This window comes from Flavobacterium piscisymbiosum (genome assembly GCF_020905295.1).
Taxonomy (GTDB): Bacteria; Bacteroidota; Bacteroidia; order Flavobacteriales; family Flavobacteriaceae; genus Flavobacterium; species Flavobacterium piscisymbiosum.
On sequence record NZ_JAJJMM010000001.1, the window covers coordinates 6,399,710 to 6,412,851 of the forward strand.

Below are 13,142 nucleotides of genomic sequence, written 5' to 3' on the forward strand. Positions count from 1 at the left end.
TTGGCTTTCTTTATTTCTTAACCTTTTCTTACAAAACAAAAAACCCGGAAAATCATTAAAATTTTCCGGGTTTGAATTTATTTTTATCCGATTTTAGAAATCTCTGTCAATATCAAAAGCTTCTAAATATTCTGCTACTCTTTTTACGAAACTTCCACCCAAAGCACCATCTACCACTCTGTGATCGTAAGAGTGCGATAAGAACATTTTTTGACGGATTCCGATAAAATCACCTTCAGGAGTTTCGATAACCGCAGGCACTTTACGAATTGCACCAAGAGCCAGAATACCTACTTGTGGCTGATTGATAATTGGCGTACCAAAAACACTACCAAAAGTTCCCACATTCGTTACCGTATAAGTTCCGCCTTGTGTATCGTCTGGTTTAAGTTTTCCTGCTTTTGCACGGTTTCCTAGATCGTTAACCGCTTTTGCCATTCCAACCAGGTTCAATTGATCTGCATTTTTAATTACAGGAACAATTAAGTTTCCGTTTGGTAAAGCTGCAGCCATTCCTAAGTTTATGTTTTTCTTTTTGATGATATAATCACCATCTACAGAAATATTCATTCCAGGAAAATCTTTCAATGCTTTTGCAACTGCTTCCATCATAATTGGTGTAAAAGTCAGCTTCTCGCCTTCTCTTTTTTCGAAAGCTGTTTTTACTTTCTCTCTCCATTTTACGATATTCGTTACATCAACTTCAATAAACGATTGTACGTGAGCCGAAGTTTGTACAGAAGCTGTCATGTATCCTGAAATTAGTTTACGCATTCTGTCCATTTCGATGATTTCGTCACCTCCGTTTACAGAAACCGGAACTGCTTGTTGGCTTTTTTGAACCGGAGCAACAACAGGCTGTACTGCTTTTGAAGCTTCAACAACCGCTTTTGGCGTTTTAACACCTGATTTGCGGTTTTCAATATGTTTTAAAATATCTTCTTTTGTTACGCGGCCATCTTTTCCTGAACCGGCAATACTTTCTAATTCAGCTACAGAAATACCTTCTTCTTTTGCAATATTTTTTACTAGCGGAGAAAAGAATTTATCCGATCCTGAAAAATCTTGTGGAGCACTAACTGTTTCTTTAACCGTTTCGATTGTTGCTTCAAGTGCAGCAACTTCTGCCGGAGCAGCAGCTTCCTGAGCTTTTGCAGCTGGTGCATCACCTTCAGTTTCAATAATTGCAATGGTTTGTCCTACCTGAACCAAATCGTCTTTGCCAAACAATTGTTCAACTAAAATTCCTGAAACTTCGCTTGGTACTTCACTGTCGACCTTATCAGTCGCAATTTCCAGTACTGCTTCATCAGCTTCAATTTTGTCTCCTACTTCTTTCAACCAGTTGGTAATAGTTGCTTCAGCGACACTCTCTCCCATTTTAGGAAGTTTTAATTCAAATCTTGCCATATTGTTAATCTAAAGGATGATTTTGATTTTCTGATTGCGAAATTACTGAATATTTTAAATATAAATTACACTTAATATAATTTTTTACTCAATTTTTATAATTTGCCCCCTGTCATTCCGGGAATTACTTCCAATAATAAAATTTGTGTTTTTGGGGAAAATCTTAAAAGTAACGTTCTTATCCTTAAGAGTTTTTATGATTTTGATACATTTTTTGAATGAAACATACTGATTATCCAAAATAATCTCAACACTTTTACCCTTAAAAATCAGGGACGAATTTACCATTTTTTCTTTTTTTAAATCGATAAACAGCACTTTATTTTTTAAAATAGAAGGTAATTTTTCAGACAAATTTTTATTTGAAGAGTAAAAAACCACACTTTCAGGCAACGGTTTTGGCTTCGTTTTTCCCTGAAACATTTTTATAAAAGAAAAAAACCAAATTCCGATTTGAATAAAAAATTCAAAAAACCACGACTTCTTAAAATGCTTTTGATAAAAGAAATTCATGGCTTCCTGAAAATGTTTCATGTATTTTTCGTCTTTCACCGTACTTTCTCCTTTATAATGCAAAACGGTAGTTTCATGAAAGTAAAAATTCGATTTCTGTTTTTGTAACGCACGATACGACAAATCGATATCATCTGCATACATGAAACATTTTTCATCAAAACCTTCAAGTTCTCTATATAATTCTCGTTCTAAAAACATAAAAGCGCCTACCAAAATATCGACTTTTCCGGTTTGATCTTTATCTAAATGCTGGGCATAATATTGATTGAAAATTTTCCATTTTGGAAAAACTTTATACAATCCTGAAATTTTTGTAAAAGCGACCCAAGGCGTTGGAATGCTGCGTTTGCTTTCTGGCAGGAATTCTCCAGTTCCATCGATTAATTGGCAGCCAACAATTCCGGGATTGATTTGCCTTTCGGCGAAAGCCAAAATCTTTACAAAAGTATTCTCGGCAACAACAGTATCGGGATTCAAAATGCAAATGTATTTCCCCGAAGCTTGCTCTACTCCTATATTATTACCTTTTGGGAAACCAAAATTTGCCGTATTCTGAATTAATTTTACGTCAGGAAATTTAGTTTTCATCATCAAACAACTCTCGTCTGACGAATTATTATCGACTACAATAATTTCGGCATCAAGCGTCGAGATGGCGCTCTGAACACTTAAAACGCATTGTTCCAGAAAGTAACGCACATTATAATTAAGAATAATTACCGATAATTGCATGAAAAACGAAGGGATTGATTTTTTGGAAAGTTAGAAATTTTCGGCCAAACCCAATCGCAATGACCAATCGTTTTTACTTACACCAAAATCCAGAACGAGATTACTATTGTTTTGCTTGTTCCATTTGATTCGTAACCCTGTACCAATAGCGGGATTCCATTTTTTGAAATCATAAGTATCTAACTTAGAAACCGAAGAAAGATTAGCAAAAAACACAGCTCCCCAAAATCCGTTTTTAGAGATATCGGTTCGGTATTCGCTTTCAAAATAAAGCAATGCATTACTACGGAATCTGTTTCTGGTAAAACCCCGACCTGTTTTTCCATCGCGGTCCCAGCCAATACTTGGCAAGTCAAGATAATGTGGTTTTCCGCCAAAAGTAGACCAATAAAAAGCTCTGTAAGCCAAAACCCTGTGTTTGTATTTGCTAAAAGAATGGTATTTTCTGGCATCAAAATAAAACGATTTCCATTTTTCGCCCTCTACTCCACTGGTATTAATTCTGTAATCAGCTTCGACGTATAGACCTTGTTCTGGATTTACGTTATTTTTTCTGGAATCGTACAAAGCCTGAACGGCCACTCCAAAAGAGGTTTCATCAGAGAAATCTCCATTCATATACTTCACATAATCGGTTTCATCATCAATATAAGATTCTTCAGAAATATTTTGATAATTATCATACAAGAATCCTAATCCCAGCCGAAAATCTCCAATAATTTTTCGGGTTGCAAATTGATAAAAACGCCATTGTTGATAATCCAGAGTCGACATTTCTTTGTCAGTATTATGGCCTCCCAATCCGTAAGTATCCTGCGGATAAATCATAAAACGATAATCTCCAATAAAATTCCAGTTGTTGTCTTTGGTATAAATATAGGATTGAACAGGAAAAACATACTGTTTGGTAAAACTAAAATAAGGCGAAAAAGTAACCTGAGACATTTTCGTGGTATTGCTGTCTCCCAGATAAAAAGTCGTAAGAAACGAAACCACTAATCCCGCATTTTTATTTGCATCTATAGGAACAGGAAGCAGCGAAAAAGCAACTTTTTTATCAGAATTTATTCGAAGTGAATCATTTTTATGAAAGAGTCTATACAAAACATCTAAAATATCTTTTTTACTGTTCGCGATTGAATCATTTTGCGAATAACAAAAAGGCATCAGGAAAAAGAAAAACAAAACTGTAAGAGATTTTAGATTTTTCATTTCGTAAAACTTTAAGAAACAACTTCTTACAAATTTAAAATTAATTTTAAAACAGAAGCTATTTTAGAAATAATAATAAAAGAAAATTCTAACAGATTATAAAAAAGCATATTTTTGAGTTTGAATACTAATTTCATTTCCATGAAAAACAAAATGCCTGTTAAGATTAAATCCTTGCTTTTACTTCTGGCACTAGTTCTTTTCATATCTGGATTTGTTTCTATTGAAAAAGATTCAGATAAAAATTTAGTCAAAACCTCAACATGGTATATTGCCGGGCCAGCTTTAGAAAATCAGGAAACTATTAATCGTGTTCGTCAGGAAAAAGGCACTATTAAAGTAACAGCAAAAGATAATCCGGTTGGTGAAATTGAATTAAATGTCCTGATTACAGATTCTAATTCGAACGATGGCGCTCCGACAAATTTATCTAACCAATCTAAATTTGTGAGCATCACTTATAAATCTTCTCATTTGATAAAACTACAAGCCCGCGAAGGTAATAACGAAGGAACAGGTTGTGTGCATGGAGGTTCGCATCCGCGAGTTGATTTAAAAGCTTCTCCTAAAAAATTTACAACCGTAAAAATTCCGTGGTCTGATTTTAAGCAAGACGGATTGCCAGACGGAAAACTTTTAAACGTTCACAATTTATGCAAATTCAATTTTGTGAATTACAATCCGGTTTCGGGAGCATTTTTAGAAATAAAATCAGTTATGATTAGGTAGAGTTGTTTCAAGTTTCAGGTTGAAATGAGAATTTAACTGCAAAGAGCGCTAAGTTTTTTTAATTATGAAGGTTTAATAAAAACGCTAAGTTCGCAAAGCTTTGTGTTTATCGCTTTGCGAACTTAGCATTTATACAAACTCAATGTCGAAATAAACTTTGCGTCTTCGCGACTTTGCGAGTATAAAAAACTTAGCGTAAATCTTAGCGCTCTTTGCAGTTAAATTCTCATTACAAATGCAATTGAATTTTATACTTATTACATAATTTCACTACAAACAACATAATCGTCGAAAATACCAATGCCCAGATAATTCCCGGAACTCCTACACGGAAATATCCCGGAATAATATGAATATTAAAAGCTTTGCAGAAATAATAGATCACGCCAGGCAAAATATAAATCAATAACGGATTTGCTGCTGCCGGCATAAAGAAATTACTCCATTTGGTAATCTTTTTGATCTCCATTAACCAATACAAAAAATAGAATAATACCGTACAAATTGTTGCAGAAAACATCGTCCAGGATGGAGTTCCTTTTATTTTTGAAATTCCAAAATAAGGTCTTAACAAATATCCTGTTACAAAAAATAAAACAGCAAAACCTATTACTGCCCAATTGATTTTGGCAGTTACTTTTCGATCAAAAAACAATAACGAAATTACTACTCCTGCCGAAACTAATGCAGCATGCGTGAGATGTCCGGCAATAAAACTCAACCAGGAAGTTTGCTGTATAAAAGATCCTTCGGTTAAATTCATTGTATTTGCTGCTACGCAAACTACTAAAAAAGCAATCATTGCCCATAAATTTCCGGAAACAATCCAATAATATACTACTGTAAAAAGATATGCCCAACCTATTAAACCCAGAATTCCCCACCATTTTGGTGTCATTCCGATTTCGCCCGTATCCTGAACATATAAAAAATATAATGCAACCAGAACTAACATTGCGCCATATTGTAAGGTGTTTTTTAACCAAACCGGAAAATCTTTACCGTATTTATTCCAAATCGGGATTGGCATTGCATAAGCTAAAAGCGCCCAGAAAACTGGTGCAATAATCATTTTTGCAGCATCATAACCATATTCTGCGTTGACCATAAAAACACCAATGATAATTAAGGCTAAAGCTCTTTTCAAAGTATGTGTCCAGATTGTTTTGGCGCTATCTCCTTTGAGCAATCGCGCATTAAAAGCAAACGGAACCGACATTCCTACAATAAATAAAAAAGCAGGAAAAACAACATCTACAAAAGTCATCGCATCAGCATCAGCCGGCATGTGTTTCATCCATTGCGGAACATTTGAAATACTGGCTAACTCATTTACAAAAATCATAACAAAAATTGTAATTCCGCGTAAAGCATCAATAGAAATAATCCTTTGATTGTATAAATTTTCTTTAATTTTCATAAAATAGTAGGTTTATAGCAATTTCAAATATAATATAATTCTGAAATGTTCGGTTACATTTGTTACATTAAAAAATAACCATAACAAATTCTTTCCATTTCTATACTTTTGCAACATGCTATCCTTCTTAAAATCAAAACCCGTTTTAAAAGATCTTCTTTCTGATCATTATGTCGACATTCATTCGCATTTACTACCGGGAATTGATGATGGTGCTAAAACCATAACTGACACCGCAAAACTTATCAGGGCATTTCAGGAAATTGGAATTTCTCAAGTTATTACTACGTCTCATATAAGTCATTATATATGGAATAATACTTCGGAAATTATTATCGAAAAGCACAAGGAAACTAAGCTTTTGCTGGAAGAAAGCAATGTCAAAATTCCTTTTCAGGCTGCAGCCGAATATTTTATGGATGATTGGTTTGAAAGTCATTTTAAAACCGAAAAACTGCTGACCTTAAAAGATAATTATGTATTGGTCGAAATATCCTACCAGAGCGCTCCTATGCATTTATACAAAACACTTTTTGAGTTGCAAGTTGCCCGATATATTCCGGTTCTGGCACATCCTGAACGTTATTTATATTACCGAAAAGACTTTAGTGAATATGAAAAGCTGAAAAAAGCAGGATGTTTGTTTCAGCTGAATTTGCTTTCTACAGTAGGCTATTATGGAGAAAGAATAACCAGAATTGCAGAAGAACTGCTTAAAAAAGGAATGTATGACTTTGCAGGAACTGATGTACATCATATGAAACACATTGCTTCTTTTAATGAAAAGATAAAAGTTGAAAGTATTTCTAATCTAAAAGAAGTAATTAGTAATAATCAGTTTTTTAAATTCTGATAAACGGTATTAGTACGCGTTTTCTTCGCCTTTGAATATATTGATGACTGTTTTTATGATAATCTTTATATCCAGTACCAAACTCCAATTTTCGATATACCAAATATCAAATTCCACTCTGCTTTCCATATCGCTTAATACTTTTGTTTCGCCTCGAAAACCATTAACCTGCGCCCAGCCTGTAATTCCGGGTTTGGCATATTGGCGAACCAGATAATTATTAATCAAATCACTATATTCTTTTGCCAGATTTACCATGTGCGGCCTTGGCCCTACTATAGACATATCGCCCAATAAAACATTAAAAAATTGCGGCAGTTCATCAATACTTGTTTTACGAATAAAAGAACCAAATTTAGTAATACGGCTATCTCCTTTTTCGGCTTGTTTTCTATGCGCTAAACCGTTTACATACATGCTTCTGAATTTAAAACACATAAAAGATCGATTATCACGGCCTGAACGTTCTTGTTTAAAAAAGATTGGTCCCGGCGACTCTAATTTAATTATCAGCATTATAATTGGAAACAGCCACGGAAAAACCAATAAAATTACAGAAGCCGAAAAACAAATATCGAATACTTTTTTTACAAGCCTGTTTACTGGAAACTCCAAAGGTTCTGTCCTAAACATTAATACAGGCGTATTTTCATAAAAAGCAACCTCGACTTTACTTGATTTTGTGTAAAGCTGAAAATCAGGAATAAACTTGATTCGCACCATGTTTTGTTCACAAATCCTTGTCAATTCGTTGATTACTTCAATATTGTCAATGTGTAAGGCGACATACATTTCATCGATCTTCTTTTCGAGAACAAATTCCTGAATGGCATCAAATTTTCCTAAAACCAATTTTGGATCTACAATTTTGTCATCGATCTCTTCATCAAAAAAACCTAAAAAACGATATCCGTACGTTAAATCTTTGGCTAATATTTTTCGGATTTTTTCTCCTGACGGATTGGCTCCTACCACAATAAAAGTTTTAAAATTATAGCCTTTTGCCCTAATATATTTTAAAAGTTTCATTGATAAATAACGGGAAATCATCAATAATCCGAAGAAAATTAGATAAAAATAAGCCAATCTGAGTCTCGAGATATCAGTATATTTTAGGTAAACGACAAAAATAGATATTAAAGCGGCATGAATGATTAGCTTTTTTATGGTTCTTATCAATATCGATTCTACAGGCTCAACCCGTATACTTCGGTTAGAATCATTTTGAAGTAATAATGCTACCCAGATTAAAATTGCCAATAAGGAAACTGTCCTTTCTTCTTTAGATAAAAGTTTGTCTAAACTGCCAAATCGGGCCAACGCAGAAAGTATTGTAGCGACATTTAACAATACCACATCCACTAAAACAAACAAAAGTTTAAAATAGCGTGAAAAACGGTAATGTGACAGTCTTTGTAAAATTTTCATACTGGGAATTATACCTACAAATATTAAATAAAAATCTGATGAATCAGCACCGCAAAATACCATTTTAATTATATTTTTCAATAGTATTTAAAGCTATTCTTTAAAACTTTACTTTTATGTTATGCAAATTTAATATTGCAGACCATGATAAAAACGATTTTATTCTTCTGCCTGATTTTTTCATCGGGTTATGCACAAATTAGGGGTTGTACAGATCCTCTTTCTAAAAATTATAATCCCCATGCAACAGTAAATGATGGAAGCTGCTTGTATAAAAATTTCAAAATAAAACCAGAATACTCTATCAAACTAAGCGATTCTATTCATGAAACTTCAGGATTAATTGCTTTCTATACTTTATTATGGACGCACAATGACGATCACGACAAAACGATCTATGGATTAGATTCTTTGGGCAAAATCAGGAAAAAGATTGTATTAGACAAAGTAGTAAACCATGATTGGGAAGAGATTTCTCAGGACAGTACTCATTTATATATTGGGGATTTCGGGAATAACGCATCGGGAAACAGAACAGATTTGAATATTCTGAAAATTGAAAAAAAATCTTTTTTAAAAGGAAATCCAATTATTGAAAACATTTCATTTCGATATTCGGATCAAGCTAATTTATCTGCTAAAAAACCAAATACAACCAATTTTGATTGTGAAGCCTTTATCGTTTCAAAAGACAGTATTTATTTGTTTACCAAACAATGGAGCTCTTCTAAAACCAGTATGTATGTTTTACCCAATCAATCCGGCGATCACGTTGCACAACTAAAACATACGCTTGACACTAAAGGTTTGGTAACGGGCGCTACTTATTTAGAATCAAAAAAACTCGTAGTGCTTTGTGGTTATTCTAAAATTGGAAAACCATTTTTATATCTTTTATACAATTATAAAAACAATGATTTTTTATCTGGAAACAAACGAAGGATGACTATTAAATTTCCCATTCTTCAAATAGAAGGAATCGCGACTCAAGATGGCTTGCATTATTACTTAACCAATGAATCTTTGGTTCGAAAACCTATTATTAATGTTCCGCAGCAAATTCATCGCATTGATTTAAGTCCTGTTCTAAATTCCTATCTCCATAAATAATTCGCAAATAGCGATATAAAAGTTTACTTTTGCAAAAAAGTTATGTTTTGCAAAACATTCTTAACTTATAATTTATAACACCAGTTTATAGTGAATTACTTATCTGTAGAAAATATATCGAAGTCGTTTGGCGAAAAAACGCTTTTTGACAACATTTCATTTGGAATCAATAAAGACCAAAAAATTGCTTTTATTGCCAAAAATGGTTCTGGAAAAACAACCATTATGAGCATTATTAACGGTTTAGACGAACCAGATACTGGTCAGGTAGTTTTAAGAAAAGGTATTAAAATGGCTTTTTTATCGCAAAACAACAATTTGCAGGAAGAACTGACTATCGAAGAAAGTATTTTCGCCTCAGATAATGAGACTTTAAAAGTAATTGAAAAATACGAAAAAGCGCTTGAAAATCCAGATGACGAAGAAGCCTATCAAAAAGCTTTTGACGGAATGGACCAACATAATGCGTGGGATTTTGAAACGCAATACAAGCAAATTCTTTTCAAATTAAAACTGGAAGATTTTAAACTAAAAGTAAAAAATCTTTCGGGTGGACAAAAAAAGCGTCTTTCATTGGCGATTATCCTAATCAATCGCCCTGATTTATTGATTCTGGATGAGCCTACCAACCACCTTGATCTTGAAATGATCGAATGGCTTGAAAGCTATTTTGCCAAAGAAAACATTACGTTGTTTATGGTTACGCACGACCGTTTCTTTCTGGAGCGTGTTTGTAATGAAATCATCGAATTGGACAACGGAAAATTATACCAATACAAAGGAAATTACTCTTATTATTTAGAGAAAAAAGAAGAAAGAATTAATTCTGAAAACGCCAGCGTTGACAAAGCAAAAAATCTATTTACTAAAGAATTAGAATGGATGCGCCGCCAGCCAAAAGCGAGAACGACAAAATCTAAATCGCGTCAGGATGATTTTTATGTAATTAAAGAAAAAGCGCAAAGTCGTCGTCGCGAAAACAAGGTCGAACTTGAAATTAATATGGAACGTATGGGAAGCAAGATTATCGAGCTTCACAAAATTTCGAAAAAATTCAAGGATCATGTTATTCTGGATAACTTTAGTTTTGATTTTCAGCGTGGAGAACGTATTGGTATTATTGGTAAAAACGGAACCGGAAAATCTACTTTCCTGAATCTTTTAACCGGAACACTTCCGTTAGATAGCGGCCGCGTGGTAAAAGGTGAAACAATAAAAATTGGTTATTATACACAATCCGGAATCAATCCAAAACCGGGACAACGTGTAATTGATATTATTAAAGAATACGGAGAATTTATTCCTCTTTCAAAAGGAAGAATGATTTCGGCTTCACAATTGCTGGAGCGTTTTCTTTTTGATGCTAAAAAACAATATGACTTTGTAGAAAAATTAAGTGGTGGAGAATTAAAACGTTTGTATTTATGTACGGTTTTAATTCAGAATCCTAACTTTTTAATTCTGGATGAGCCAACAAACGATTTGGATATTGTTACGCTAAACGTTCTTGAAAGTTTCCTTTTAGATTATCCGGGATGTTTATTAGTAGTTTCTCACGACCGTTATTTTATGGATAAAATTGTCGATCATCTATTTATATTTAGAGGGCAAGGAGTAATTGAAAATTTCCCTGGAAACTATTCAGATTTCAGAGCTTACGAAGACAGTGCCGATGTTGCTCAAAAAGAAGAAAACAAAGCAGAAAAGAAAGACTGGAAACAAAACAATCCAACAGGAAACCTAACTTTCAACGAGCAAAAAGAATATCAAAAACTAGAAAGAGAAATTAAAGATCTTGAAATCGACAAAACGAAGATCGAACAATTATTCTCTGACGGAAAAGTAGCAGATGCTGATATCGAGAAAAAAGCAAACGAATTACAAAACATTATCAATAAAATAGATCAGAAAGAAGAACGTTGGTTCGAGCTTTCTGCTAAAATTGAAGGTTAGTTTTTTAGTTTTCAGTCTCAGTGGCAGTTTTCAGTTTGATATTGTAAATGTAATTTCTTAAAAGTAATCTTTTTCTTTCTTTTTGTTATTTTTGTAAAAAAGAAAGAAATGGATTTTAAAGAATTATTGGCTTATAAAAAGTCTTTTGAAATTGCTATGGAAATTTTTGAACTTTCTAAAGATTTTCCAAAAGAAGAAAAATACTCATTAACTGATCAGATAAGACGTTCTTCAAGAAGCGTTTCAGCAAATATTGCAGAAGCATATCGAAAAAGAAGATATGTAAATCACTTTATAAGTAAATTGACTGACAGTGATGCCGAAAATTCAGAAACTAACGTATGGTTAGAATATTCATTTAAATGCGAATATATCAATCAGGAAAAATTTGACATCCTGAACATGAAAAATATTGAGATTGGAAAACTTATCAATTACATGATCAACAATCCGAATAAATTTGGATGTAGTATCTAATATGCTCAAAACAAAACTGAAAACTGAGACTGAAAACTTTATTATATTAGCGCTCTTAAAAAATCCACATTTTATGAAATACCTTTTAACTTCATTATTAACGTTAACGCTTTTTATTTCTTGTTCGAAAGATGACCAAAAAGATTATACTGCTGAAAACGAGAAAGAAATCACTGATTACATAGCAAAAAACAAACTAACAGCTCAAAGAACTGAATCTGGTTTGTATTATGTAATTGATGTTCCGGGAACAGGAACTCAACCTACTGCAAAATCAAACGTTACTGTAGCGTATAGAGGTACATTTACTAACGGAACTGTATTCGACCAAAGTAATTCAGATGGAATTTCTTTTAACTTATATGAAGTTATACCTGGCTGGACAGAAGGAATTCCTTTTTTCAAGACTGGAGGAAGCGGTATTCTTTTAGTTCCTTCAAGACTTGCTTACGGAAACGGTGGCAGAGAAAAAATTCCTGGAGGAGCAGTTCTTATTTTCGATGTTAAATTGATCAAAGTAAACAACTAAAACAAGAACTTTACATTATACGAAAGCCACAACAGAATTCAATTTTGTTGTGGCTTTTCTTTTTATATCGAAATAGTCACAAATGAAATAATCATAAAAAAGCAGCATCCTTTTTATAAAACTAAGAATTATATTATATAATGATTCTAAAAAATTGTGTAAATGATACTTAATCTATTTTACGAGCTTTGTTAAAGTGAAAATAAATTCATACTTTAAATATATATAAAATGGAAAATTTACATAATCCTGACGGAACAAAACGCGAAGTATTAACTGGAATGTTTTCAGATCGCGACAGTATCGAAAGAGCTTATAGCACTTTGAACGATAGAGGGTATACAAAAGACGAAATCAATTTGATAATGTCAGACGAAACCAGAAAAAAACATTATTCTGATAAAAATGATCATTCAGAATTAGGAACAAAAGCAGCCGAAGGTGCAGGAACAGGATCTGCCATTGGAGGAACAATTGGTGCTATTGTAGGCGTTGTTGCTGCTTTAGGAACTAGTCTTGTTATTCCGGGATTAGGACTAATCGTTGCCGGTCCGCTTGCTGCAGGATTAGCTGGTGCAGGTGCAGGTGGTATTGCAGGAGGTTTAATTGGAGCACTTGTAGGATCCGGAATTCCTGAAGAAAGAGCCAAAGTTTATGAAGACGGAATTAAAAATGGTAACGTAGTTCTAGGCGTTCACCCACGTAATAGTGAAGATGCTGAATATCTTGAACAGCAATGGCAAGCAAATAATGGTGTAAATATATACAGATAA

12 protein-coding genes are annotated in these 13,142 nt (G+C 33.4%); 7 read left to right on the top strand and 5 right to left on the bottom strand.

What is annotated here, in order from left to right; translation table 11 throughout:
• Window positions 1–93: 93 nt before the first annotated feature.
• The 3 genes from LNP81_RS26905 to LNP81_RS26915 form a co-directional block, all read right to left on the bottom strand.
• Window positions 94–1,410 (bottom strand): dihydrolipoamide acetyltransferase family protein, encoded by a 1,317-nt coding sequence (locus LNP81_RS26905; protein ID WP_230040721.1) that lies wholly within the window; start codon window positions 1,408–1,410, stop codon window positions 94–96.
• Between the two features lie 84 nt (window positions 1,411–1,494).
• On the bottom strand, window positions 1,495–2,658 hold the full coding sequence (locus LNP81_RS26910; RefSeq protein WP_230040723.1) for a glycosyltransferase family 2 protein: 1,164 nt from the start codon (window positions 2,656–2,658) through the stop codon (window positions 1,495–1,497).
• Between the two features lie 30 nt (window positions 2,659–2,688).
• Entirely contained in the window at window positions 2,689–3,870 is a 1,182-nt protein-coding gene (locus LNP81_RS26915) for a BamA/TamA family outer membrane protein (protein ID WP_230040725.1), read from the bottom strand.
• 141 nt (window positions 3,871–4,011) lie between these two features.
• Between LNP81_RS26915 and LNP81_RS26920 the strand changes: the two genes are divergently transcribed.
• Window positions 4,012–4,599 carry a hypothetical protein gene (locus LNP81_RS26920; RefSeq protein ID WP_230040726.1) on the top strand — a complete coding sequence of 196 codons (588 nt, stop codon included), beginning with the start codon at window positions 4,012–4,014 and terminating at the stop codon, window positions 4,597–4,599.
• A gap of 229 nt (window positions 4,600–4,828) precedes the next feature.
• On the opposite strand, the gene LNP81_RS26925 is transcribed toward LNP81_RS26920, so the two are convergent.
• On the bottom strand, window positions 4,829–6,019 hold the full coding sequence (locus LNP81_RS26925; protein ID WP_230040727.1) for a DUF5009 domain-containing protein: 1,191 nt from the start codon (window positions 6,017–6,019) through the stop codon (window positions 4,829–4,831).
• A 115-nt stretch (window positions 6,020–6,134) separates the two neighbouring features.
• On the opposite strand from LNP81_RS26925, the gene LNP81_RS26930 reads away from it, so the two are divergent.
• On the top strand, window positions 6,135–6,872 hold the full coding sequence (locus LNP81_RS26930) for a tyrosine-protein phosphatase (protein WP_230040728.1): 738 nt from the start codon (window positions 6,135–6,137) through the stop codon (window positions 6,870–6,872).
• 9 nt (window positions 6,873–6,881) lie between these two features.
• Here LNP81_RS26930 and LNP81_RS26935 read toward each other — a convergent pair whose 3' ends face one another.
• Window positions 6,882–8,300, bottom strand: coding sequence for an undecaprenyl-phosphate glucose phosphotransferase (locus tag LNP81_RS26935; protein ID WP_230040729.1), 1,419 nt, complete (start codon window positions 8,298–8,300; stop codon window positions 6,882–6,884).
• Window positions 8,301–8,444: 144 nt separating this feature from the next.
• On the opposite strand from LNP81_RS26935, the gene LNP81_RS26940 reads away from it, so the two are divergent.
• From LNP81_RS26940 to LNP81_RS26960, 5 genes are all read left to right on the top strand, one after another.
• A complete protein-coding gene (locus tag LNP81_RS26940; protein WP_230040730.1) occupies window positions 8,445–9,410 on the top strand; it encodes a T9SS C-terminal target domain-containing protein in 966 nt (321 codons plus the stop codon).
• A 90-nt stretch (window positions 9,411–9,500) separates the two neighbouring features.
• Window positions 9,501–11,363 carry an ABC-F family ATP-binding cassette domain-containing protein gene (locus LNP81_RS26945; RefSeq protein WP_230040732.1) on the top strand — a complete coding sequence of 621 codons (1,863 nt, stop codon included), beginning with the start codon at window positions 9,501–9,503 and terminating at the stop codon, window positions 11,361–11,363.
• A 108-nt stretch (window positions 11,364–11,471) separates the two neighbouring features.
• On the top strand, window positions 11,472–11,840 hold the full coding sequence (locus LNP81_RS26950) for a four helix bundle protein (RefSeq protein ID WP_230040734.1): 369 nt from the start codon (window positions 11,472–11,474) through the stop codon (window positions 11,838–11,840).
• A 73-nt stretch (window positions 11,841–11,913) separates the two neighbouring features.
• Window positions 11,914–12,369, top strand: a complete 456-nt coding sequence (locus LNP81_RS26955) for an FKBP-type peptidyl-prolyl cis-trans isomerase (RefSeq protein ID WP_230040736.1) — start codon at window positions 11,914–11,916, stop codon at window positions 12,367–12,369.
• A 230-nt stretch (window positions 12,370–12,599) separates the two neighbouring features.
• Window positions 12,600–13,142, top strand: a complete 543-nt coding sequence (locus LNP81_RS26960; protein WP_230040738.1) for a DUF4564 domain-containing protein — start codon at window positions 12,600–12,602, stop codon at window positions 13,140–13,142.

Coding starts and splice junctions, on each gene's coding strand:
- LNP81_RS26905 (WP_230040721.1), bottom strand. CDS start 1,410: ATGGCAAGATTTGAATTAAAACTTCCTAAAATGGGAGAGAGTGTCGCT.
- LNP81_RS26910 (WP_230040723.1), bottom strand. CDS start 2,658: ATGCAATTATCGGTAATTATTCTTAATTATAATGTGCGTTACTTTCTG.
- LNP81_RS26915 (WP_230040725.1), bottom strand. CDS start 3,870: ATGAAAAATCTAAAATCTCTTACAGTTTTGTTTTTCTTTTTCCTGATG.
- LNP81_RS26920 (WP_230040726.1), top strand. CDS start 4,012: ATGAAAAACAAAATGCCTGTTAAGATTAAATCCTTGCTTTTACTTCTG.
- LNP81_RS26925 (WP_230040727.1), bottom strand. CDS start 6,019: ATGAAAATTAAAGAAAATTTATACAATCAAAGGATTATTTCTATTGAT.
- LNP81_RS26930 (WP_230040728.1), top strand. CDS start 6,135: ATGCTATCCTTCTTAAAATCAAAACCCGTTTTAAAAGATCTTCTTTCT.
- LNP81_RS26935 (WP_230040729.1), bottom strand. CDS start 8,300: ATGAAAATTTTACAAAGACTGTCACATTACCGTTTTTCACGCTATTTT.
- LNP81_RS26940 (WP_230040730.1), top strand. CDS start 8,445: ATGATAAAAACGATTTTATTCTTCTGCCTGATTTTTTCATCGGGTTAT.
- LNP81_RS26950 (WP_230040734.1), top strand. CDS start 11,472: ATGGATTTTAAAGAATTATTGGCTTATAAAAAGTCTTTTGAAATTGCT.
- LNP81_RS26955 (WP_230040736.1), top strand. CDS start 11,914: ATGAAATACCTTTTAACTTCATTATTAACGTTAACGCTTTTTATTTCT.
- LNP81_RS26960 (WP_230040738.1), top strand. CDS start 12,600: ATGGAAAATTTACATAATCCTGACGGAACAAAACGCGAAGTATTAACT.